Annotated in this window: 20 protein-coding genes; 18 read left to right on the top strand and 2 right to left on the bottom strand. The window is 36.6% G+C overall.

What is annotated here, in order from left to right; all coding sequences use genetic code 11:
- Nucleotides 1–130: 130 nt before the first annotated feature.
- Nucleotides 131–751: an NAD(P)-dependent oxidoreductase gene (locus tag ACDZ29_RS26750; RefSeq protein ID WP_375089306.1), complete on the bottom strand. Its 621-nt coding sequence runs from the start codon at nt 749–751 to the stop codon at nt 131–133.
- Between the two features lie 516 nt (nt 752–1,267).
- A complete protein-coding gene (locus ACDZ29_RS26745; protein WP_375089304.1) occupies nt 1,268–1,579 on the bottom strand; it encodes a hypothetical protein in 312 nt (103 codons plus the stop codon).
- A gap of 214 nt (nt 1,580–1,793) precedes the next feature.
- Between ACDZ29_RS26745 and ACDZ29_RS26740 the strand changes: the two genes are divergently transcribed.
- The 18 genes from ACDZ29_RS26740 to ACDZ29_RS26655 all read left to right on the top strand — a co-directional run bounded on the left by ACDZ29_RS26740 (nt 1,794) and on the right by ACDZ29_RS26655 (nt 23,754).
- Nucleotides 1,794–2,786 carry an MBL fold metallo-hydrolase gene (locus ACDZ29_RS26740; RefSeq protein ID WP_375089303.1) on the top strand — a complete coding sequence of 331 codons (993 nt, stop codon included), beginning with the start codon at nt 1,794–1,796 and terminating at the stop codon, nt 2,784–2,786.
- A 449-nt stretch (nt 2,787–3,235) separates the two neighbouring features.
- Nucleotides 3,236–3,967: a GntR family transcriptional regulator gene (locus tag ACDZ29_RS26735; protein WP_375089302.1), complete on the top strand. Its 732-nt coding sequence runs from the start codon at nt 3,236–3,238 to the stop codon at nt 3,965–3,967.
- A 418-nt stretch (nt 3,968–4,385) separates the two neighbouring features.
- Nucleotides 4,386–5,435: a LacI family DNA-binding transcriptional regulator gene (locus ACDZ29_RS26730; RefSeq protein ID WP_370015509.1), complete on the top strand. Its 1,050-nt coding sequence runs from the start codon at nt 4,386–4,388 to the stop codon at nt 5,433–5,435.
- An 85-nt stretch (nt 5,436–5,520) separates the two neighbouring features.
- Nucleotides 5,521–6,798 (top strand): Gfo/Idh/MocA family protein, encoded by a 1,278-nt coding sequence (locus ACDZ29_RS26725; protein ID WP_370015507.1) that lies wholly within the window; start codon nt 5,521–5,523, stop codon nt 6,796–6,798.
- Between the two features lie 295 nt (nt 6,799–7,093).
- Entirely contained in the window at nt 7,094–8,338 is a 1,245-nt protein-coding gene (locus ACDZ29_RS26720) for a sugar ABC transporter substrate-binding protein (RefSeq protein WP_370015506.1), read from the top strand.
- 120 nt (nt 8,339–8,458) lie between these two features.
- Nucleotides 8,459–9,343, top strand: a complete 885-nt coding sequence (locus ACDZ29_RS26715) for a carbohydrate ABC transporter permease (protein ID WP_370017064.1) — start codon at nt 8,459–8,461, stop codon at nt 9,341–9,343.
- An 83-nt stretch (nt 9,344–9,426) separates the two neighbouring features.
- Nucleotides 9,427–10,191 (top strand): carbohydrate ABC transporter permease, encoded by a 765-nt coding sequence (locus ACDZ29_RS26710; RefSeq protein WP_370017063.1) that lies wholly within the window; start codon nt 9,427–9,429, stop codon nt 10,189–10,191.
- A gap of 411 nt (nt 10,192–10,602) precedes the next feature.
- Nucleotides 10,603–11,508: an ROK family protein gene (locus ACDZ29_RS26705; RefSeq protein ID WP_375089301.1), complete on the top strand. Its 906-nt coding sequence runs from the start codon at nt 10,603–10,605 to the stop codon at nt 11,506–11,508.
- Nucleotides 11,509–11,527: 19 nt separating this feature from the next.
- Nucleotides 11,528–12,694: an SIS domain-containing protein gene (locus ACDZ29_RS26700; protein WP_370015503.1), complete on the top strand. Its 1,167-nt coding sequence runs from the start codon at nt 11,528–11,530 to the stop codon at nt 12,692–12,694.
- A gap of 377 nt (nt 12,695–13,071) precedes the next feature.
- Nucleotides 13,072–14,007, top strand: a complete 936-nt coding sequence (gene lacC / locus ACDZ29_RS26695; protein ID WP_375091226.1) for a tagatose-6-phosphate kinase — start codon at nt 13,072–13,074, stop codon at nt 14,005–14,007.
- Nucleotides 14,008–14,020: 13 nt separating this feature from the next.
- Nucleotides 14,021–15,007, top strand: coding sequence for a tagatose-bisphosphate aldolase (gene lacD, locus ACDZ29_RS26690; RefSeq protein ID WP_370015500.1), 987 nt, complete (start codon nt 14,021–14,023; stop codon nt 15,005–15,007).
- Nucleotides 15,008–15,531: 524 nt separating this feature from the next.
- Complete coding sequence (locus ACDZ29_RS26685) at nt 15,532–15,687, top strand: hypothetical protein (protein WP_375089299.1); 156 nt, start codon at nt 15,532–15,534, stop codon at nt 15,685–15,687.
- 300 nt (nt 15,688–15,987) lie between these two features.
- Entirely contained in the window at nt 15,988–16,467 is a 480-nt protein-coding gene (gene agaV, locus ACDZ29_RS26680; RefSeq protein ID WP_375089298.1) for a PTS N-acetylgalactosamine transporter subunit IIB, read from the top strand.
- Nucleotides 16,468–16,508: 41 nt separating this feature from the next.
- Complete coding sequence (agaW, locus tag ACDZ29_RS26675; RefSeq protein ID WP_375089297.1) at nt 16,509–17,285, top strand: PTS N-acetylgalactosamine transporter subunit IIC; 777 nt, start codon at nt 16,509–16,511, stop codon at nt 17,283–17,285.
- The gene (locus tag ACDZ29_RS26670) at nt 17,275–18,090 is read left to right on the top strand and encodes a PTS system mannose/fructose/sorbose family transporter subunit IID (RefSeq protein WP_375089296.1); all 816 of its coding nucleotides are present in this window, start codon (nt 17,275–17,277) and stop codon (nt 18,088–18,090) included. Before agaW ends, ACDZ29_RS26670 begins: the two co-directional genes overlap by 11 nt.
- 47 nt (nt 18,091–18,137) lie before the next feature.
- A complete protein-coding gene (locus tag ACDZ29_RS26665; RefSeq protein ID WP_375089295.1) occupies nt 18,138–18,554 on the top strand; it encodes a PTS sugar transporter subunit IIA in 417 nt (138 codons plus the stop codon).
- Between the two features lie 57 nt (nt 18,555–18,611).
- On the top strand, nt 18,612–19,727 hold the full coding sequence (nagA, locus tag ACDZ29_RS26660; RefSeq protein WP_375089294.1) for an N-acetylglucosamine-6-phosphate deacetylase: 1,116 nt from the start codon (nt 18,612–18,614) through the stop codon (nt 19,725–19,727).
- A gap of 94 nt (nt 19,728–19,821) precedes the next feature.
- Nucleotides 19,822–23,754 (top strand): discoidin domain-containing protein, encoded by a 3,933-nt coding sequence (locus ACDZ29_RS26655; protein ID WP_375089293.1) that lies wholly within the window; start codon nt 19,822–19,824, stop codon nt 23,752–23,754.
- Nucleotides 23,755–23,934: the final 180 nt, after the last annotated feature.

Genomic DNA, 23,934 nt, shown 5'->3' with positions numbered 1-23,934 from the left:
ATTTGCGTTAATCTCTTATTGCGTCGACAGAATTTCATGCCCTTCTTCTTTGTCACTTCAATTCCCTTGAGTCATCGTTACTTCTTCAATAAACGGGTTAGTTCAATAAGCAAGTAGTAAAAGACTATTATTAGTAGGCGATACCTACACGTGATTTTATATAATCGCTACTTTTTATTTGGCTAAATGTAAATTCTGCAGTATCCGGCACAGATATTTCAACTCCACCCTCCGGCAAAAAATTACCTTCTACACGATATTTACCTACACTTTCTCCAGCAGGCAAATACTTAGGACAGACAATAGTCCATACTAGTGTTGATTGTTTAAGCATATCGTATACTTTATGATGTTCTTTCGCTGCACGGGTAGACTTACGCTTTGATTCACTTGACAGATAACGCAGTGAATTTGGGGTGGTTCTACTTTGCAGGATACCTGCAGTTCCAATAGTTATAATTCGTTGTATATCTTCGTCTTCCATCGCTTTGATAATTAGTGGCATACTTGCTGATAATGTGGTTGTCCCATCAGTATTCAGTGCACTAATAACAACATCAATCCCTTGCATTGCACGGACGATATCATCTTTATTTAAAACATTACCTTTGATAATCGTTAAATTTTCATTATTTATTTCAATCTTCTCTGGAGTGCGAACTAATACAGCAACGTTATGTCTATCATGAAGGGCATAAGTAACTAATTGACTCCCAACACGTCCAGTTGCACCTAAAACCAAAATATTCATAAGAAAGAACCTCCTTTTGCGAATACAAATATTACACTAAACATTATATCGTCTTTTTCAACAAATGAGAGCTTTAGTGCAATATGACATCATAAAACGAACAAACTTTTCTATAAAGAATGAATCAGCAAATAATATATTAATAAAATTCCAATTTTTGATTTATATCATTGAAAGATTGGGATTTTTAATAGAGAACATCCTTAACGTGTAAATTCGCGTTTTCTGGCGGTCCTCCAAGAAGGAACTGCCAATCTTTTTTTAGATAATAATGTTTTTAAAATCTAACCTACCATTTAAAAATAGAACAGGATTGTGTCGATGAAAAGTTTTCTCGTCTCGTGAGCTAGGTGAAAGTCAGGAAATAAGAGTTACAAGACTAATACAAAAGGGCCCCCAATAGCTTCAGGAGTGGCCCTTTTGAAAATGCCACTTGGTAGAATGATCTGATTTCCATTGGTGAGAAATGACTTTATCTTGTCTTCTAGTTTAATTATGTATCACTTTTTTTGATTTCTAATATTGCTGTTCTTCTTTCGATTGTAGAAAAGCATCAACTGATTCATCTAATAACTTTTCCCGATTTGGATCTTCATTGACATCTGTATCCACTTCCATTTCTTGGTTAATTATATCGAATGTATCCTTTTCTTTATTTAAACGACTAACCTGATTTTTATGTTGGGCTGTGTTAGGGTTACTATTTTTTTGATTAGGCATATAAACTCCTTCTTTAACAGTATTTTTATTTAGTATGAACAATTGAACCAAAATAAAATCAATATTATTTTCAGCTTCTTTAACGAACAGAGACCTGTAATTAATCATTCTTCTAGTTCTGAATGATAGGTTAAAAGAGCATACATGTTTTAAATCCAAAATCACTATGGATTATATTGACTGAATATTAAGAATGTTGTAGCATTTAGTTTGCAGAGTTCAGTAATAAAACATTGTTTTTTATTGAAAACAAATAGTTAGAAGGAGGTCTGGGATGGATTTTCCATGAGTAAAGTCAAATATTCTAACAGGAGGATTTGCTATGAAGAAAAGAATAAGGAATACCTCTATCAGTTTTTTGTTGGTAGTTTCAATAATTCTACCATTATCAATATTACTTCCTTCTATTGGCCGGTCAGCTGGAGAGCAAACGGATTTTAAAGTAACTCTATTAGGAACAGGTTCTCCTATTTTAAGTACGGCTCGCTCCGGTCCTGCAACCCTTGTCGAAGTTGGTAATGAAAAACTACTCTTTGATGCAGGACGTGGAACCGCTTTACAATTATATAAAGCGAATATGTTACCAGGAAGTGTTGACAAGTTATTCCTTACTCATTTGCATTCGGATCATACGGTTGGCATCCCAGACGTATGGCTTACTGGCTCTTTGCCAACAGGAGGGAAAAGAGCGCAAGCATTTAACATTTGGGGACCTAAGGGAACAGAGAAAATGATGTTACATATGAATAAAGCATTTAAAGCCGATTTGGATGCAAGGGATTCCTCTGGGAATGGAAACGATGAAGGAGCAAGTATCGTTACAAATGATATCAAGGAAGGTGTTGTGTATAAACAAAAGGGAATTGAGGTGATAGCCTTCAAGGTTGACCATAAATCAATTGAACCTGCTTTCGGTTATCGGGTTAATTACAAAGGACATTCAGTAGTCATCTCAGGTGACACCCGTTATAATGAAAATCTCATTCAATATGCTAAAGGTGCTGACGTAGTCATTCATGAGGTTGCAGCCGCAAGACCTGATAATGAATCAGAAGCAATATCCAATATACTTGATCTTCATACCACACCTGAGGAAGCAGGTAAAGTCTTTAGCCAAATACAGCCAAAGCTCGCTGTGTACTCACATATTGTATTATTGGGTGGGTTAACAGAAGAAAATGCTGATTTGCCCGGAAGAACAAAAGAAACATATGAAGGAACAGTTGTAGTAGGCGAGGATTTATTGTCCATTGAAATAGGAGACAAGGTACAAGTATTACACCAGGGAAAAGAGGCGAACTTAGGGGGGGAATAAGACCAGCTTCATCTATTTAATGAAAGAGAGGGCTTACTTCAAAAGAAGGTTGCTGATGCAACCTTTTTTATTATGTTACTAAAGGGGCAGGCAGTTAAAAAAGGGCCAATAGGCATTTCATTTTATTTAATTTCTTCAAGATGGGAAATTAATTTTATCTTTTGTAATCGTTCCTAAACGAATTGAAATCAAGAGAAAAATTGTAGAAAGAACAGCAATCATAGCAACAATGCCAATAACCCAAGATAACAATAAAATGTACTACTTGCTATTCCTATAAAACTTCACCAAAACTAATAGGAAAATAAATATAATGAGGCTGCAATCTGCTAACCCAACTACTAACAATAATTCCTAAGCCAACTGTACTTGTTGGGTTGACACTATAAGTGTCGATGATATAATTTGTTATAGAAATGTTAGTATGGATGGAAGGTAGGCTTATTATAATGAAACCACTGCAGCACGAAAGTGTAATTCCACTTTATCACCAATTAATGGAGAGGCTGAGGGGTTCTATTGAAAAGGGGAATTGGGCGCATGGTGATAAAATCCCATCTGAAAATCAATTAATGGACCAATTCGGTGTGAGCCGGAACACAGCAAAAAAGGCAATTGAGGAGCTAGTACAGGAAGGCATCCTTTACCGAATTCAAGGAAAAGGTACCTTCGTGGCAAAACCAAAATTGCAACAGTCATTGATGGGGTTTTACAGCTTTAGCAAAGTATTAAAAGAAAAAGGAATGAACCCTAAAGATATCATTCTAAAAATAGAGGAAGTTAAATCAACGGCAAAAATCCGGGAAGCGCTGCTGCTTGGAGAAGATGAGAATGTCATTGAAATGAAACGCCTTCGTTGTGCCAACGATGAGCCGTATATTTTGGAATCATCTTTCATCCCGAAAAACGTGGTTTCAGATACGGAGCAACTTAAAAAAGTTGGCGAAATTTCATTATATGATTTATTTTCACAACAATTTAATATCGTAGTAACCAGAGCAAAAGAGGCATTTGAACCCGTCCTCATTCGTGCTGAAGAAAGTGAGTACCTTCAAACAGAAGAAGGCCGTCCGGCACTGTTGCTTGAACGGACAGCCTATGATATCAATGGAATGCCTGTTGAATTTTGTATATCCATTGTACGAGGCGATCGCTGCCGCTTTTACACGGAACTAACATAAAGTTTGCACTCATAGCATTGTGTCTATGAGTTTTTTATATTCAACTTAGACCAAAAACCCACTAACATGAAAGAAAAGAGATACTAGAACATTATAATATAAAGGAATCGAATTTTTTTATTAATTTAAGTTGTTGGGTTGACAGGTTAATGGAAGGAGTATATATTTATATTAGTCACAATTTTCTGTCAACTATAAGCTAAAGTCGACAAAAATAGTTTTTTGGAACCTTTTTTTTAATCCATCTTGTACCTACAACCCATTAACCATTAAGCGAAAATGAGTATGATATGGAACGAAATAAAACTACTCTTAAAAACATTACAAACATTCAAAAAGTTTTTCTTATAAAGGATAAAAATTTTTGTTATCCTTTATAAGAAAGCGCTTAAGTACATAATTAAGAGGTGTTTTATTAGTGATAAGATTAAAGGATATTGCAGAACGTGTAGGTGTTTCTATTTCTACTGTTTCGAGAGTAATTCAAAATGATCAGACACGAAATGTTAACCAGGAAACAAAAGCAAAAATTTGGGAGGCTGTTAAGGAGTTAGGGTATATACCAAATCAGCATGCACGAAATTTAGTTGCTAACAAGCAAGGGAAGAATAACATAAGAACAATGAAAATTGGATGGGTAGCCAATCCAAAACAAGCGGAAATTAACCCTTACTTTGCAAATATTTATACAGGTATTCGTGATGTGTTAACAGATCATGATTACAACTTAATTAGTATTACCAGGGATGAACTTGAAAACGAGACGCTACTTCTAAAGACTATACATGATTCGGGGATTGAAGGACTGCTTCTTATCGATAAGATTAATGACAGCATTATCGAATATATTCAACAAAATATACCGCTAGTAGGATTGGACTTTTTTTATACAGATAAAAATATAGCAATCGTAGACTACGACCGCGAGGAATCTATTAAAATGGTGGTTCAGTATTTAGTTAAGCAAGGTCACCAGGATATAGGTTTTATTGGTGGAGGTGTTAATGAAACTTTTGAAAATTTGTATGCTGAACATCGTTATAAAGGTTTTCAACATGCCATGGATGAAGCCGGGTTAGCCATCCAATCTGAATGGGTAATGAATACACAGTGGAAAATGGAAAATAGCTATGAGAAAATGAAAAGTTTGATTAAAAGAGATCCATTGCATTTACCAACAGCAATGGTTTGTGCGAGTGACTTGATGGCCATCCCTGCTATGAGAGCTGTCAGAGAAAATAACCTTAGAATTCCAGAGGATATCGCTTTCTTTGGGGTTGATAATATTGAAATGGGTAAATATTCGTCTCCACAGCTTTCGACGGTAGAAATACCTAAATATGAAATGGGAAGAATTGCAGCTAAAACTATTATGGAAATGGTAGAAGGGAAGATTAAACTTCCGATAAAAATCATATTGCCATTTGAATTAGTCCTTCGGGAATCATCTAACATAAAACGAACCTAAGCGGTTCTTTTTTTGAAATTTGTTGGAAAACGTTTGGAATAAATCAGGAAAACGATCGGGAAAATGGAAGATAGGAGAGTATACCATGAAACAAATGACAGCAATAATTATCGGGGCAGGTGACAGAGGGGTAAGAGCTTATGCGCCTTATGCCTTAGATTATCCTAATGAATTAAAGATCACAGGTGTGGCTGAGCCGAATAAAGAAAGAAGAACTAAATTTCAACAAGAACATAATGTTTCCAATGAAAATTGTTATGAGTCGTGGGAAGATGTATTCAATCTAGGAAGAAAAATTGCAGATATAGCTATTATATGTACACTTGATCGCAATCACTTTAAACCGACCATGAAAGCATTGGAACTGGGTTATCATGTTCTGTTGGAAAAGCCTATGTCCCCAGATCCAATCGAATGCATAGCGATGGAACAAGCAGCCCAAAAGTATAATAGACATCTTACAATATGCCATGTATTGAGGTATACAGAATTTTGGGCAACGATTAAAAAGGTTATTTCCTCAGGGGAAATTGGAGAGGTAGTATCGCTGCAATTAAATGAAAATGTAGAAGTGATGCATATGTCGCATAGCTTTGTACGTGGAAATTGGAATAATAAAGAAAGAACAAGTCCAATGATTCTGCAAAAATCATGTCATGATATGGATATTATTTCTTTTGTGATAGACAAGGAGTGTAAGCGTATTAGTTCATATGGTTCGCTTATGCACTTTAAGGAAGATAATGCACCAATTGGAGCGCCGAAGAGATGTTTAGATGGCTGTCCTGTTGAACATGAATGTCCATTTCATGCGGGTAGGTATTATCTTGGTGAAGGAAAAGGATGGGCAAGGAAATTTACGGAAGACTTTACAAATGAAGGGATAATAAAAGCGTTAAATGAAACTCCATTTGGAAAATGCGTATATCGCTCAGATAATAATGTGGTGGATCATCAAGTTGTAAATATGGAATTTGAGGGTGGAGCAACAGCGACGTTTAGTATGTGCGGATTCACAAAGGAGCAAACACGTATTGTTCAAATAATGGGAACCAAAGGAGAAATACGTGGAAATATGGAGGAAAATAGTATTTCAATCTTTAATTTTCTCAGCAAGCATGAAACGGTAATAAAATTTGACAATCCCATTGGTGGACATGGTGGAGGAGATAACAGCATCATTAGAACTTTCTTGAGAGAAATTCAAAATGGAAATAAACTAGATAGCGTTTCTTCCGCACTTGCTTCAGTAAGAAGTCACCTAATGGCATTTGCTGCTGAAGAGTCAAGGTTAAAACAGGGTCAATCCATTAATATTGACGATTATTATAATAGTTTAAAAGAAAAACCAAGCGGTAAGTAGTTTCCCTATATTAAGAGAAAAGTACCATCTCCCATTTTCTTTGGAGTGTAAATTCAATATAAAGAAAGTTTGTTCACATTCTGGTTTTATTTCCCGAGACTATTTTATTTAGTGGAGGTGGTAAGCCCTATACAATTCAGCATTCGTACTTATTTCGCAGTTATGTAGTAGTAAAAGTTTTAATGGTTGAAATAAATGTAAGGGCTATCATGGGGATATTTGTCACAAAACCATTCGTGTTCTAGGAGTATTTTGTTAGAAATCTACTAAATTTTATTTGAAAGAAGGTAACATGATGAAAAAATGGCTAATAATGCTTTTAACTGCAATTTTAGGATTAATTGGATTAGCCGGATGTAGTAATGATGACACTGCATCAGGGGACGGAAAAGTTGAAATTACTTATGGATTTTGGGATAAGAAGCAAGTCACTGCTATAGATGAAGTTATCAAATTATTTAACGAAAAATATCCGAACATTAAAGTGAAAACGGAGATTACTCCTTATGGCCAGTATTTTCAAAAACTTGAAACTGCTGCAACTGGAGCGGCGTTGCCAGATGTTATGTGGATGAATGGTGCCCATGTTGAGAAATATGCAGAAGGAAAGGTAATCCTCCCACTTACTGACCTTGCAAAAAAAGAAAACTATGGCTTAGATAATTATCCGAAATCTTTAATTGATCTTTATACTGTTAAAGGAGAAATATTCGGTATTCCAAAAGACTTTGATACAACGGGCTTATGGTATAACAAAAAAATCTTTGATGAAGCAGGTGTGCCATATCCAGATGATACTTGGGATTGGAATAAGTTAAAGGAAGTCGCTAAAAAACTGACAGATAAAGACAAAGGTATTTGGGGCTATGCTGCATTAATGGGCAACCAAGGTGGCTATTATGATTTTATCTGGCAAAATGGCGGTTATATTATTTCTGACGATGGTAAGTCCGTAGGTTTTGATCAACCGGAGGCCATTGATGCACTTAAGTATAATATTAGTTTCATTAAGGATGGATTATCTCCAACACAAGCTCAAATGACAGAAACAGCCGCTTCTGAATTATTCTCTTCAGGAAAAGTAGCGATGATGTTTGATGGCCCTTGGATGGTACAAGAGTATAAGAATAATCCTGATATAAATGTTGCTGTAGTACCAAAAGGAAAACAGCGCGCGGTTGCTATTCATGGGCTAGCCAATGTTATTGCGGCTAACACAAAGCATAAAGATGCTTCATGGAAGTTCGTCCAGTTCCTAGGCTCTAAAGAAGCAGCAGATATATTTGCGAAAACAGGGACGGTTATTCCAGCCTATAATGATACACAAGATGCTTGGATACAAGCCGTTCCAAATATAAATCTTCAAGCCTTCATTGATGGTGTCGATTATTCCGTTCCACTGCCAAGTGTGATAAGAACAGGAGAAATTTGGCAGTACGAAACGGACGTTCTTAAAAAGGTTTGGAGCGAAGAAGAAAGTGTAGAAGACGCTGTAAAAGAGTTAACAGAAAAGGCAAATGAGGCGCTATCTAAGAAATAGAAAAAATGAAGAAGAGAAGATCATTCTTCTCTTCTTTCCTTAAAAGGAGTGAATACAGTGAAGGAGCACCCTCTACAGGTTGAAGTGAAAACGAATACAAAACTTAAGGTTTCTAACTTAATGAAGACAAGGAAAAGTTCAGACTTCTTTTGGGCTTATCTCATGATTGCTCCTACCATGTTAGGTTTGTTCATTTTTTACCTGTGGCCTATCTTTCAGACCTTTTACTTTAGTTTCACCGAGTGGGGAGCATTTGGTCATTATGAGTGGACGGGGTTAGATAACTATAAACGGATGCTCGAGGATACTAACCTTTTGAAATCGTTTAAGAATACGGGGATTTATATTATTATCACTGTCCCAATTGGAATTATCTTCTCTATTCTAATAGCGGTACTCCTAAACCAGAAAATTAAAGGGACATCCGTTTATCGCACATTATATTTCTTACCCGTAATTACTATGCCTGCTGCCATCGCAATGGTTTGGAAATGGCTTTATAATTCTGATTACGGATTGCTAAACTATCTTTTGTCTTTATTTGGGATCAAGGGCCCACAGTGGGTAAGTGATCCGAAAATTGCCTTATATTCGATTATTGTGGTAGCAATCTGGAGTGGAATTGGTTATAACATGGTTATTTTCCTTTCCGGACTACAAGGAATTCCAAAGTCCTATTATGAAGCAGCGGAAATGGATGGAGCAGGTCCAATCAGTGTGTTCTTTAAAATTACACTGCCACTGCTCTCTCCTGTTATTTTCTTTGTAAGCATCACTTCTCTAATTGGAGCTTTTCAAGTGTTCGATTTAATATTCATGATGATTGGAAAAAGTAGTACAGCCTTGGAAAGCACACAATCGGTTGTTTATTTATTCTATCAACACGCTTTCGTTTTAAACGATAAGGGATATGCAGCAGCAATTGCTGTTCTACTATTAATAGTAATCCTGATTATTACTGCAATTCAAATGGTTTTACAGAAAAAATGGGTTCATTATGACTAAAGGAGGGAGAACCATTGGAAAGAACGAGACAGTTTGTAACAAGTAAGACATTCCTTATCCATTTCGTACTTATTGTTGGATCTATGGCCATGGTCATGCCTTTTTTATGGATGATCTTAACCTCATTAAAAACTTATGCTGAGTCTATTCATGTTCCACCTGTTATAATTCCGAAGGATTTCCAATGGGGGAACTATATAGAGGTTTTTGGACTTCTGCCTTTTTTCAAATTTATGTTTAATACCTTTATAATTACGGTCATCCGGACAGCAGGGCAGCTATTTTTGTGTTCGTTAGCCGCCTATGCATTCGCTCGAATTGAATTTCCAGGCAGGAATATTCTGTTTATGTTAGCTTTATCGGTATTAATGGTACCAGGGCAAGTATTTTTACTCCCGCAATATATGATTATGGTGGAACTTGGCTGGTTAAACACATTACAGGCGGTAATAGTACCAGGTCTGTTTAGTGCATTCGGTACGTTCCTGCTAAGGCAATTCTTTATGGGGCTTCCAAAAGAACTAGAAGAGGCAGCCAGACTAGATGGCTGTAACCATTTCCAAATTTACTGGAAAATAATGCTTCCCCTCGCTAAGCCGGGTTTGATTGCTTTGGGTATTTTCACTACTCTTTGGAGCTGGAATGAATTGATGTGGCCAATGATTGTAAATAGTTCTCCTGAAGCCATGACACTTTCTGTCGGATTGTCATCGCTCCAAGGTCAATATTTAACAAACTATCCTATACTTATGGCAGGCTCCTTTTTAGCAATACTGCCAATGCTGATTTTATTTATCTTCTTGCAAAAACAATTTATTGAAGGAATTGCAGTAACCGGCGGAAAATAAACAAAAAAATATACAGGATTCAATATGGTACTTACATCTAAAATTAATTCTAGGACATCAATACTTGTTGGGTTGACCCAACAAGTATTAATTCTAGGACATCAATACTTGTTGGGTTGACCCAACAAGTATTGATGATGTAAAATAAATAAGTATAGATTGTAAGTATGGTTTTTGGAAGGCAGGCATATTTTAGACACTTTTATACTGAATTTACATTTTAAAAACTCATAGTATTTTGGCTATGAGTTTTTATTAAAAGTAAACTTGTACCAACAACCCAACTATATAAAGAGGATATAAAAAGTCTGAAGGAATTGAATATTTGTGGAAGTGGGGAAAAGTTTATGAAGTGTTCGGAATCGCTTGTTCAAAAAGTAGACGATGGATAGGAATAAGAGGTGCAGGAAAATGAAAAAGGCAATCGGCATTGACATTGGAGGGACAAAAATTGCAGCGGGTATCATTACGGAATCGGGAGAATTGCTAAAGCGCGTGGATGTAAAAAGTGATCCTTTAGATCGGGAAAATATGTTTGCCAGAGTATTAGAAGCAGTGGAACAAGTTCTTGAAAAATCATCTTTTTCCCTAGCTGACATAGAGGGCATCGGTGTGGGTGTACCAGGTAAAGTTGATTGTGAAAATGGCATAGCTATTTTTCAAAATAATTTACCTTGGAAACAGTTCCCCATCACTGCCCGTATACGGGAGCAATTCGGACTCGAACAGATTTGTATTGACAATGATGTCTATATGGCGGCATTTGCCGAGTGGAAGACAGCTCAGGTAAAGCGGAACGAGACATTTGTATATGTGACTATTAGTACCGGAATCTCCTGTTCCATCATTCAAAATGGTTCATTTTTCAGGGGGGCCGGATTCGCCGGGGAACTTGGGTTGATACCGATACTTTCGAAGGCAGACCATAAGGGAATTAAGCGATTGGAAAAAGTGGCTGCTGGACCTGCCATCGAAAAGTTGGCGGAAAAGGCTTTGAAAGTTGAAAAAATTTCCACTAAAGAAGTCTTTGCAGGCTATGCAAATGGGACTTGTGGATATCTACCCATCATTGAAGAAGTGACTGACAACTTAGCTCAAGGACTTTATACGATTTCCTGTATAGTGGATCCACATAAAATGGTTTTCGGAGGCAGTGTCATCGTAAACAATCCTTTTCTGCTTAAGTTAATGAAAGAAAAGCTAAAAAGCTACCAGCTACCTGAACAACAACATATTTTAGGCCAAATGAGCATCAGCACATTGAAGCAAGATAATGGCGTCGTTGGTGCAGGATTAAGAGTATTCGAGAGATTTTAAAAAAGGAGAAGTGTTGGAGATGTTTTCACTTGATAAAGAAAAATTAGAATCGTTAGGTGCATCGATTACAACAGAGGAAATCAAGCAGCAACCTGTTTTATGGGATGAAACCTATTTATTGTATACAAAGAAACACGTAGAGATTCAAGCATTTTTACAAAAACTGGCTGAACAACATGAACGAATTCGTGTCATTTTTACAGGTGCCGGTACTTCTGCCTATGTCGGTGATACTGTCACACCTTATTTAAAAGGAAAAGTGGATGAAAAAAAGTGGGAATTGCTGAGTGTTCCGACTACCAATTTGGTGTCAAACCCCTATGAATTTTTAAATGTAAATTTCCCAACCTTGTTGGTTTCATTTGCTCGAAGCGGCAATAGCCCCGAAAGTGTGGCTGCCATAGAATTAGCTGAACAAATCGTAACGAACTTCTACCAGTTAACGATTACTTGTGCAAATGATGGCGAGTTAGCGAAAAGGGCAAAAGGTGATGAACACAATCTTTTATTATTGATGCCTGAAAGAGCCAATGATCAAGGATTTGCCATGACCGGAAGCTACTCTTGCATGACACTAACAACATTACTCGTTTTTGATCCGCTGCCATTGGATGAAAAAGGGTCAATTGTCCAAACGATTCGCCAAATGGGTGAAGGTGTTATTCGTAGAGAAGAGGATATCCAAAAAATCATCAATCGTGATTTTGACAGGATCATTTATTTGGGCTCAGGAAGTTTAGAAGGCTTAGCGAGAGAATCGCAGTTAAAAATATTAGAGCTAACAGCGGGAAAAATTGTTACCGCATTTGATTCGCCATTAGGATTCCGTCACGGGCCTAAATCATTTGTCAATGAAAAAACGTTGGTTTTTGTTTTTGTTTCCAATCATCCTTATACACGTCAATATGATTTGGATATGTTAAATGAATTGCAGCGGGATAACATTGCCAACTACATTTGTGCGATTGAAGTCGATGGCAAAACCAGGTTTGTTGGGAACACGTTTTTATTCGGCAGAGATGCTCAATCCGTACCGGATGTTTACCTGGCATTACCTTTTGTCATGATTGGGCAAACTGTCTCACTACTAGCTTCCGTAAAAGTCGGTAATACACCGGATACACCTTCACCGACAGGAACGGTAAATCGTGTAGTTAAAGGCGTAACCGTATACGAATATGAGTAAATAGAATGTACTTGAACGCTTAAGTAGTTTTATAGAATAAGGGGAAAGAAGCATGTCAACATTTATTTTTGCAGATAAGTTTTTTCTTGAGGAAAAGGTGGTAGGTCCTGGTTTTCTGGAAATTAAAGATGGAGAATTCGATATTTATTAAGAAAATAGACCCGATGGATCAGCAATGAGGTATTGAGGTATTGCCACTGCGGCAGAAACCATTTATAAAGCATGTACTGCACTTGCTAAGAGTGTTCAGTTCGATAATGAATGTGAGAAAATTGCTGACTTTATTGTGTTTAATCCTGAGCTTGATTTGATCGAGACTTACATGAATGGTGTTTGTCGTTATCAAACCTAAACAACAACCAGAAAGAGTGATTACGATGATTTTAGCTGTAACAATGAACCCATCGGTCGATATTTCTTATCCGGTTGATCGATTCAAGTTTGACGATGTCAACCGGGTAGAAACGGTAAGAAAAACGGCTGGTGGAAAAGGCTTGAATGTTGCCCGAGTGATTGCACAGATGGAAGAAGAGGTCTTGTCGACAGGTGTGTTAGGCGGAACGATTGGTGATTTCATTGTTCAGGAATTAAATAAAAGTAATATTACCAATGACTTTTTGAGAATCGAAAATGAATCAAGAAATTGTATCGCCATTATTCATGAGGGAATGCAAACAGAGATTTTAGAATCTGGACCGACGTTATCCAAAGAAGAAGGGACAGCTTTTTTAGAAAAATTCGAATGCCTGCTTACAACCGCTTCACTTGTTACGATTTCAGGAAGTTTACCGAAAGGGTTACCAACTCACTATTACCGTAAAATGGTTGAAATCAGTCGTAATAAGGGAAAGCCCGTGATAGTTGATTCGTCAGGGGAATCGTTAAAACAAGTCTTGTTACATGAGAAAAAACCATTAGCCATCAAGCCGAATACTGCGGAATTGTCTCAGCTGTTGGGCTTCAAAGCTGAAGTTGGAATCATCGATTTGAAACAAATGTTAAACCATGAGATTTTTAAGGGTATTGAGTGGATTGTCGTGTCTATGGGTGATAAAGGTGCCTTTGTCAGGCATGGGGACGATTATTATCAGGTTACGATTCCAAAAATAGATGTGGTCAATCCTGTAGGGTCCGGAGATGCGACCGTTGCTGGGTTAGCTGTGGCACTGAACCGAAATCAAACGGTGGAGTCTGTACTGAAAACGGCTATGACCACAGGAATGTTAAATACCATGGAAGCCGTAACCGGTTTTATTAATATAAACAAATTTAAACAGTACTTTGATTTCGTAAAAGTTGAAAAAATAGATTGATAGGAGAATGAAAATGTTAGATCTTACTAAAAATAAATTAGAAGCTCTTAAACGTTTATCGGATGAAAATGGCGTGATTGGAGCATTAGCCATTGATCAACGTGGCTCATTGAAAAAAATGATTGCGGCTGGCGATGCAAGTCAAGTGGGAGATGAAGGTATCATCCGTTTCAAAGAATTGGTTTCTGAGGAATTAACACCGCTTGCAACCGCAATTCTATTGGACCCAGAATATGGTTTGCCGGCAGCAAAGGTCCGCGACAAGAACGCAGGTTTATTAGTGGCCTATGAAAAAACCGGTTACGATGCGTCAGAAGTGGGCCGGTTGCCTGATTTATTACCGGAATGTTCAGTAAAGCGTTTAAAGGAAGCCGGCGCTGATGCTATCAAATTCTTACTTTATTATGATGTAGATGAAGAAGAGAAAATCAATAACTATAAACATGTCTATATGGAACGTGTTGGATCCGAGTGTGCGGCTGAAGATATTCCATTTTTCTTGGAAATAGTCTCTTATGATGCTGGAAATAATGATGTGAAAAGTAAAGAGTACGCAAAAGTTAAACCGAATAAAGTGATCAGGGCCATGAAGGAGTTCTCCAAACCTCAATATCAAGTTGATGTGTTGAAAGTTGAAGTTCCGGTAGATATGAACTTTGTGGAAGGTTATGCGGCAGGCGAAATTGTTTACAGTAAAGAAGAAGCTGCCTTTATTTTCAAGGAACAGAGTGAAGCAACAGAACTGCCGTTTATCTTCTTAAGTGCAGGGGTAAGTGCAAAACTATTCCAAGCAACGTTGAAATTTGCCAAAGAATCCGGTTCTTCCTTTAACGGTGTGTTATGTGGCCGGGCAACCTGGAAAGATGGTGTGGCATCATTTGCTATAAATGGAGAACAAGCAGGACGTGCCTGGTTACAAGATACAGGTAAAAGAAATATTGAAGAACTGAATGTAGTATTGAAAGAGACAGCCAGTTCCTGGTTCGAGAAAGTAAAATAATAATTCAATTTAAGCTCTGTGTCTTTTAATGAAGACAGGAATTAGAGGGTAAAAAAGTGATTCATCAACTGGTTTAACAATTAATGAATCAGGCGGTTGTCACTCAGTTAATTGAGAGGTAAGATTCAATGCCCTCAATCAAATCCTATCGTCCTGCATGTAGTTTTACGAAGGGGAAGCTGCCGGGGTAGGTGATGCTTACCGCGAAATCCCTGAGTTACTGGAGGAAATGAAATGATTGAAAATGCGTGTGCTCAGGGATTATAGAAGATAATTTTAATGGAAAAGAAATTTATTCAAGCAAAATTGTGAACTGTCTGGCCGCTATTCCTTCATAGTTAATCAGTTTTTTTTATGAAAAACCTCAACAGAATCCGGCGTCTGCAACCTAGTATTTCTATGAGTTCATTGGCTGCCTTTTCTTTATTTGGTATGGAAGCGCTTTCGAATGCGAGAGAATATTATTTTTAATGCTGAGTGTTTAGTCGATTCTATAACAGGGAGTATTTAGGCAATTTTAGACTTTGTCTTTCGGGAATACTAGGGCAGCCTTCATACGAGCAGCATTGAAGATGCTTGATCTATCTCCAGGTAAAGTTGTCACGATTCATGATTCATCACTAGGTTTTCGTAATGGTCCGATATCAATTGTAAATGAATTATTTATTTCACAGGATTGATAGATTAAGAGAATTAGCTGCAGAACAATTAGGTTTCAGTAAACTTTGGAACAGATACATTTTCAAGTGATTTTCAGATTGTGCTGTTAATATTATTTTCGTTTAAGCGCTGGCTATGAAAAAGTCAATTCAACTCGGTATTACTTCAGATAATCCAAGTCCAAATGGTCGGATAAATCGTGTTGGTAAGGGTGTAACATTTCATAACTTTAAATAATGGGATATTCCTACTCTAAAGCCAAGTTGAAATTCAAATCTTAAAATGTAGAAAAAAATTTCTTTTATGAAAGGAAGAATTTTATGTCAGCTCCAAATATTTTATTAACCAGAATTGATAATCGTTTAATACATGGACAAGTGGGGGTTACATGGGTCAATCATTTGGGGGCAAACTTAATTGTCGTTGCGAATGACAAGGTATCCACAGATGAAGTTCAACAAAATTTAATGGATATGGTATTGCCTGATGTTATTCAATCACGCTATTTTTCAATACAAAAAACGATTGACGTCATTCATAAAGCGTCTCCTCGTCAAAAAATATTCTTAGTTGTAATAGATGTGCATGATGCATTGGCGCTAAAGGAAGGCGGAGTGCCAATTGATCTGTTGAATATTGGAAACATGCATTATGAAGAAGGGAAAAAACAGATTGCATCCACTGTATCTGTTGATGAAAAAGATATCGCTGCATTTAAACGTCTAGGCGAACTTGGAGTGAATTTAGATTTAAGAAGAGTACCAAGCGAAAAGGGACAAAATATATTAGATTTATTTTAAAAAAATAATGGATAAAAGTAATTTTATTGGGGGGATAACCTATGTTAGTCGAAGCATTATTAATTGCTTTATGGGCTGGGATTATAGGTGTCGATCTATTTAATGGATTAACCCATATTCACCGTCCGGTAGTTACGGGACTAGTAGTTGGTCTTATTTTAGGGGACGTTCAGACTGGTTTAATAGTTGGAGGAACTTTGGAGTTAATTTGGATGGGTATGGTGCCACTTGCTGGTGCACAACCACCGAACGTTGTTATTGGAGGAGTAATTGGAACAGCATTTGGTATTATTGCTGGTCAGGACCCAAATGTTGCAGTTGGGGTGGCAATTCCGTTTGCTGTAGCTGTACAAGGATTAATTACCTTATTTTTCACAGTATTTGCACCAATGATGCACAAAGCCGATCAATATGCACTAGAAGCAAACTATAAAGGTATTGAACGAATAAATTATTTAGGCTTGTTAATTCTGTTTACATTCTATGCAGTAATTGCGTTTTTACCCATTTTCTTCGGAGCAGAAAAAGCATCAGGATTTGTTGAAACAGTACCACAATGGATTATTGGGGGATTGTCCATTGCTGGAGGGATTATGCCAGCGATTGGATTTGCGATGTTATTGAAAATTATGATGAAAGTCGAATATATCATGTTCTTTATTATAGGATTTGTAGCAGCAGCTTATTTAAAATTGCCAATTTTGGCAATTGCATTAATTGGTTTGGCAATCGCATTGTATGATTTTTACCAAAACAAAGAAAAACGAGGTCCAGATAAATATCAGCCTAGTGAGGAGGAAATCACCGATGGCATCTAATAAATATGAAGATGTATCTGAAGCTCCGGATTTAGAACAGAAGCAATTACGAAACTTAGTATGGCGCTCTTTACTTTTACAAGCATCTTTTAACTACGAACGTATGCAGTCGGCTGGATGGCTGTACTCCATTTTACCAGGTCTAAGGCATATTCATAAAAATAAAAAAGATTTAAGTAAATCAATGAAAGACCATATGGAATTCTTTAATACGCATCCGTTTTTAGTAACATTTATTATGGGTGTGATTTTAGCCATGGAACAAAAGAAAGAAGATAGAGAGGCTATTCGTGGTATTCGGGTTGCTATGATGGGTCCGCTTGGTGGTATAGGGGATGCATTGTTTTACCTTACTTTACTACCGATTACAGCGGGTATTGGTGCTTCATTAGCGGTAGAGGGGAACCCCATTGGACCAATCGTATTTTTAATCTCATTTAATATTATTCACTTTGGTGTCCGGTTCGGATTAATGAACTATGGATATAAAACAGGTGTTAAAGCAATTGTGAAATTAAAAGATGGTACAAAATTCGTTTCCCGCGCTGCATCAATTGTAGGTTTGACAGTAGTTGGTGGATTAATTGCCACTTATGTAGCATTTAAAGTTGGATATACTTGGAAATCCGGAGACGCAAAATTAAATATCCAAACAGATGTATTAGATATGATAATGCCAGCGATACTGCCGTTATTATATACGTTACTAATGTACTGGTTACTTAAAAAGGGGCGTTCTCCTTTAATGCTGATTGGCCTAACTGTTGTAGTCGGTTTAATTGGATCTTACTTTAATATTTTATAATATTTATATCTTAACACAAAAAATACTGATAAGAGAGGATGAAATAAATGATTGGAATTGTGCTAACAGGACATGGTTCTTTTCCAACTGGAATGCTTGAGTCGGTTCAGTTAATTGTTGGAGAAATAAAGCAAGTAGAGGTTATTCCGTTTGAAGAAGATGTAACAATATTAGAGCAAGTTGTATTTAAAGCTATTGACAATGTAGAAACAGGAGCAGGAGTGGTATGTTTTACAGACTTAGCGGGTGGAACTCCATTTAATGTGTGTTCTAGGATTGCTTCAGGTAAAGATAATATTCGAGTAGTAGCTGGAACAAACCTACCTATGTTGTTGAGCGGATTATTTCACCGAGAACTCAGTCTTAATGCATTTATCGATAAAATCTTAAAAGATGGTAAAGAGAATATAAAGGAATTTAAAAAAATACAGCAACAAACAGAAGAAGATGTAGCTGGAATATAAGCAAAAAAAGGAAGCGTATATTAGGTGAAATATTATATCAAAGCAGAACGATATTTAATGGAGAATGAAGAAAAAACAGGTGGATATTTGCAAGTAAGTAATGGATTATTTGGTGGATTTTCAGAGACGGTTCCCTCAGATTCCTATGTGGTCGATTGGAGTGGACATACAATTGCCCCGGGTTTATTTGACACTCATATTCATGGAATCAAAGGTTATGACATAATGGACGGAACTATCGAAGCGGTTCAGGAAATCTCGAAAGCAATTTTACAACTTGGTGTTACGCGTTTTTTACCAACAACATTGACATCGTCTAAAACAGATTTGAATCAAGCCATTTTCGCGGTAACAAAAGCGGTCAGACAAGGACTGCCTGGCGCACAATCAGAAGGTATTTTCTTGGAAGGCCCCTACTTTTCCGAACAACATAAAGGAGCACAAAATTCTTTTTATTTTCGGGATCCGGATTTTAAGGAATTTCAAGAATTAAAGAGACTTTCAGAAGGGACTATTGTAAAAATTGCCCTGGCTCCTGAACGGGAAAACACGTTAGCTTTTATTAATAATGTAAGTAAAGAAGGTGTATTTGTCTGCATAGCACATACGAACGCAAGTCATGATTGCTGTAAGAAGGCTATTAATGCGGGTGCCCAAAACTTTGTCCATTTATTTAACGGCATGTCAGGATTACATCATCGTAACCCAGGTGTGGTAGGTGCGGCATTAACGAATTCTAAAACATTTGCTGAATTAATTTGTGATGGTTTTCATGTACATCCAGACATTGCAACATTGGCATTACGTGTAAAAGGGGACAAGCTTGTCCTAATTACGGACTGTATGCGCGCAGGGTTAATGCCTGATGGAAAATATCAACTAGGTGAATTCACTGTTGTAATGAAAGATGGTATGGCTCGAACAGAAACAGGATCATTAGCTGGTAGCACTTTGAAATTGATTGATGGAGTCAAAAATTTAAAAAGTTGGAGTAGTGAACCACTGTATAAAATATGGCACAGTGCTTCATTATCACCAGCAGCAAGCATAGGAAAAGATAAGAAATTCGGTAGCCTATCAAGTGGGAAAATAGCTGATTACGTAGTCCTGAATGATAAGTTAGATGTTCAAGCTACAGCTGTTGATGGAGTTGTCAGGTATAGAAGAGGTTGAAATGAAGAAGATGCTATTAAAAAATACGCTACCGCTTAACCCGCAGTACCTTTTTTCCTTGAATAATTAATATTTGTAGGGGAGGTATATTTTGTTGTTAAGAAAAATGAAGATTGCTAATAATCTTAAAAAAATTGCAAGCTTGTTTTTATTAGTCATCCTATGGTTAACGATGGTTCCTTTAACTGGTAAAGCATTGGACGATCATAGTGTAAATAATTCGGCTGTTTCTAATGAAACGTTTAAGGAAATTGGCATAGTAACGAAAATCATAAGAGACGGAAATGATGTATATCTTGATTTTTCAACAGGTGAAAAAATAAAAATTAGTTTCCTTAAGGATAACCTATTTAGATTACACTTGGACCCAGCAGGAGATTTTCCAGAATATCCGACCCCGAATAAACCAGATCACGTCACAAGGATAATTGACAAAAATGTGAGCGATTACAATAAAGAATACGGAAAAATAAATGTAAAGGTTAACAAAAGCGATGCTAATTTTTATAAGATTTCTACAAAATCTATAGAGTTAAGAATTGAAATAGCTACTTCAAAGATGAGCTTATATGATAAAACTAAATCCAAAGTTCTTTGGAGTGAAAAAGAGCCGCTTAAATATAATAATGATAAAACATTGCAAACTCTTGATACAAAAGACAATGAATATTTTTATGGTGGCGGACAACAAAATGGATACTATTCGCATAAAAACACTTCAATAAATATTGCGATTGGTGGTGGTTGGGATGCAGGTGCTGCTTCTAGTCCAGTTCCATTTTATTTAAGTACTGAAGGCTATGGTGTGATGCGTAATACGTTTAAGCCAGGAGTTTATAATTTTTCTAAGACAGCCACCTTTTCTCATGATGAAAAAAGATTTGATGCTTATTATTTTGTAGAAGATTCAATTCCAGAGATCATTGGTGAATATACGGAATTAACTGGTAAAGCTGCTCTTATGCCGAAATATGGGTTTTATTTAGGAAAGGCTGATTGCTTTAATGGAACTCATAATGGTCATAAGGACCAAAGAACACTATTAAATAATGGACTAAATAATTTAAAAGAATATGGCAGTAATGATATGCCTCTAGGTTGGTTTTTACCAAATGATGGGTATGGTTGTGGTTATGGCGGATTAGACAATTTAAAGAGTTTTGTCGAAAAAGCTAATGCGAAAGATGTTGAGGTGGGCTTATGGACACAAAGTAATCTATATCCAGATCCTAGTTTACCAGAAGATAGCCCTTTACGCAGAGACCTTGACGGAGAAGTTCAAGCTGGTGTAAGAGCAATAAAGACTGATGTTGCATGGGTTGGACAAGGTTATTCAATGGCTTTAAATGCAACTCGTCAAGCAGCAGAAGGAATACAAAAAGCAGAAAACTCTCAAGGAGCACGTCCTTTCGTCATTTCTCTTGATGGATGGGCAGGTACGCAACGTTACGCATCATTATGGTCTGGTGACCAATATGGCGGAGATTGGGAATATATAAGAATGCATATCCCAACTTACATTGGAGCAGGCTTATCAGGAAATCCAAATGTTGGTTCTGATATGGATGGTATATTTGGAGGAGATAAAGTCATCCAGACACGAGATTACCAATGGAAGGCATTCACTCCTATTCAAATAGATATGGATGGATGGGCATCTTCAGGTGACGATTATAGTAAGTCGAAAAATCCTTGGAATTATGGAGAACCATATGCATCCATTAATAGAATGTATCTAAAATTGAAGGCTCAAATGATGCCGTACATTTATACGATTGCAGAAGAATCAACATCAAAATCAATGCCTATGATTAGAGGAATGATGTTAGAATACCCGAATGATCCATATACGTTTGGTACAGAAACACAATATCAATATATGTGGGGACCTAATTTATTAGTGGCACCAGTATATAATAAAAATGATCATACAGCCGGTGTAAGAAACGGAATTTACCTTCCTGATGAGAATCAAATTTGGATCGATTATTTTACTGGTGATCAGTATAAGGGTGGTTCAGTCATCAATAATTTTAGTGCTCCATTATGGAAGACCCCTGTATTTGTTAAGGCTGGTGCTATTATTCCAATGTCACCTGAAAACAATTCCATTAATCAATTGGATGGCTCTGATAATAGAATATTTGACGTGTACCCATCGGGTAAATCAAAATTTATATTATATGAGGATGATGGGGAAACCAATGAATATAAAAAGGATAAAAACACTAGAACCAATATCACTTCAGATGTTAAAGGTGAAAGAGTTGTTATAACTGTCGGGAAGGCTAAAGGAAAAGGGTATACCGGCATAGTTAAGAATAGAGGTACAGAATTTATAGTAAATACACGTAAAAATCCAAAGAATGTATCTGTTAAAGTTGGAGGTAAAGATGTTGTATTAAGAGAAGTCACAACGGAAGAAGAATACAAAAGTTCTGATAATGTTTATTTCTTTAATGAAAATCCAACCTTTAATAAATATTCTACAAAGAACTCAGAATTTAAAAAAACTAAGATTACTACATCACCTAAACTCTATGTTAAGGTTGGGAAAACTGATGTTTCAGCAAATACTATTAAATTAATAGTAGATGGTTTCAATAATACCCAAGTTAAGGATGTAGTAGATGAAGCAGTGCCAAATGTTCCAACAGGCCTAGGAGCAAAAGATGTAAACATTACGGATAAAAGTATCAAATTAAATTGGGATAAAGTTGATGGTAAGAATACTTATGATTTATTGATTAATGGTGTAATTTATACAAATGTGTTTAAGGCAACCGATAGTGAACAAGTACCTTTCTATGTTCATTCAGGATTAACAGCTGATACAGAATATTCTTACAGAGTCAGAGCAGCAAACTCAAAGGGAGTATCAATTTGGAGTGATGAAGTTAAAGCTAGAACAAAGCTTGATCGATATCGAAACGTACCGAAGAATATGACAGCAAAAGCAAGTAGTGAACAACCGGGCAACGAAGGATCTAAAGCTGTAGATGGTGACGATAATACTTTATGGCATACTGAATGGTCTGATGGGAATGTATTGCCTCATACCTATGAAATTGATATGAAGTTAGCTTACCAATTAGATAAGCTAGAGTATCTTCCAAGACCTGATGCTGGAAATGGAACCATCTTAAAATATAATTTAGATGTCAGTTTAGATGGTAAAACGTACAAAAATATTGTCACTAATGGTACATTCGAAAGAAATAAGGATGTTAAAACGATTTCTTTTAACGATAGCGTGACAGCTAGATACATTAAGTTGACAATTACTGATGCTGTAGGAAGATTTGGTTCTGCTCAAGAATTTAGACCATATAAAAAAGATAAAACAGAAGGAACCGTTGTAGGTGAAAATATACCAAATGGTGCAATTGATGATGAAGATCTACTATTCTTTGCTAGCTACATGGGGGTTGAAAACACAGATACAGCATGGGATCAGGTAGCAAAGGTTGATATTAATTACAATGGGGTAATTGATGCTTATGATTTAATGTATGTAGCAGGGCAACTGGGAAAAACACCACTTATAGCAACAGGTCGGCCAATTGCTGGTTTACTAGATATTAGACCTAGTAAACAACAGTTAAAGGCAGGAGAGGAATTTTTAGTGGAAATAATTGGAGTGGGATTAAAGGATATCAATGCCTTTAATTTAGAGTTGAAGTTAGATCCGAAAAAATATGAATTGGTTAAGGAATGTCAAGCAGATGGTACATGTGATTCAAGTATTGTTCAACCAACCCATGTAACTAAAGGTATGTTAAATTACTCAATACTTGCAGGTATAGGAAATACAGAGCAACGGATTATGGCGGCATTTTCCCATAAAGGATCTCAACAAACATTAGAGGGTAAAAATACATTAGCCACCATAAGGCTCAAGGCTAAGAAAGATATTGATTTTGATATGCCAATTACAAGGTCCTTACTGGTTAATACAGCTTTTGACTCAATTGATAAAATTGGAGAAGTGTTAATTCCAGGTGAAGAACCAGGTGAGATAGACTAACCTGAAGAGCCTAAGAAATTATCAATAACGAAAAGGGATCTGACTGTTACAGGAGAATTAGAAAAAATGCAAGGTGGAGTTGCCGCTTTTGACAACCTATAGATGGAGATCTAAGTGAGGGTTCATTGGCCGAATTGAAATGGAGTATAACATCTGAAGATGGAATTTCACTACCTTTGA

It is taken from the genome of Peribacillus sp. RS7 (assembly GCF_041956845.1).
GTDB lineage: Bacteria > Bacillota > Bacilli > Bacillales > DSM-1321 > Peribacillus.
Note: the sequence above shows the minus strand (reverse complement) of the source record. Positions and strands in the feature narration are given on the sequence as shown.

Bases quoted from the DNA above. Each gene is read 5' to 3' on its own strand.
- agaW (WP_375089297.1), top strand. From the start codon at position 16,509: ATGTTAGTCGAAGCATTATTAATTGCTTTATGGGCTGGGATTATAGGT.
- ACDZ29_RS26710 (WP_370017063.1), top strand. From the start codon at position 9,427: ATGGCCATGGTCATGCCTTTTTTATGGATGATCTTAACCTCATTAAAA.
- ACDZ29_RS26750 (WP_375089306.1), bottom strand. From the start codon at position 751: ATGAATATTTTGGTTTTAGGTGCAACTGGACGTGTTGGGAGTCAATTA.
- agaV (WP_375089298.1), top strand. From the start codon at position 15,988: ATGTCAGCTCCAAATATTTTATTAACCAGAATTGATAATCGTTTAATA.
- ACDZ29_RS26735 (WP_375089302.1), top strand. From the start codon at position 3,236: ATGAAACCACTGCAGCACGAAAGTGTAATTCCACTTTATCACCAATTA.
- ACDZ29_RS26745 (WP_375089304.1), bottom strand. From the start codon at position 1,579: ATGATTAATTACAGGTCTCTGTTCGTTAAAGAAGCTGAAAATAATATT.
- lacC (WP_375091226.1), top strand. From the start codon at position 13,072: ATGATTTTAGCTGTAACAATGAACCCATCGGTCGATATTTCTTATCCG.
- ACDZ29_RS26720 (WP_370015506.1), top strand. From the start codon at position 7,094: ATGAAAAAATGGCTAATAATGCTTTTAACTGCAATTTTAGGATTAATT.
- nagA (WP_375089294.1), top strand. From the start codon at position 18,612: ATGGAGAATGAAGAAAAAACAGGTGGATATTTGCAAGTAAGTAATGGA.
- ACDZ29_RS26740 (WP_375089303.1), top strand. From the start codon at position 1,794: ATGAAGAAAAGAATAAGGAATACCTCTATCAGTTTTTTGTTGGTAGTT.
- ACDZ29_RS26725 (WP_370015507.1), top strand. From the start codon at position 5,521: ATGAAACAAATGACAGCAATAATTATCGGGGCAGGTGACAGAGGGGTA.
- ACDZ29_RS26670 (WP_375089296.1), top strand. From the start codon at position 17,275: ATGGCATCTAATAAATATGAAGATGTATCTGAAGCTCCGGATTTAGAA.
- ACDZ29_RS26705 (WP_375089301.1), top strand. From the start codon at position 10,603: ATGAAAAAGGCAATCGGCATTGACATTGGAGGGACAAAAATTGCAGCG.
- ACDZ29_RS26700 (WP_370015503.1), top strand. From the start codon at position 11,528: ATGTTTTCACTTGATAAAGAAAAATTAGAATCGTTAGGTGCATCGATT.
- lacD (WP_370015500.1), top strand. From the start codon at position 14,021: ATGTTAGATCTTACTAAAAATAAATTAGAAGCTCTTAAACGTTTATCG.
- ACDZ29_RS26715 (WP_370017064.1), top strand. From the start codon at position 8,459: ATGAAGACAAGGAAAAGTTCAGACTTCTTTTGGGCTTATCTCATGATT.
- ACDZ29_RS26665 (WP_375089295.1), top strand. From the start codon at position 18,138: ATGATTGGAATTGTGCTAACAGGACATGGTTCTTTTCCAACTGGAATG.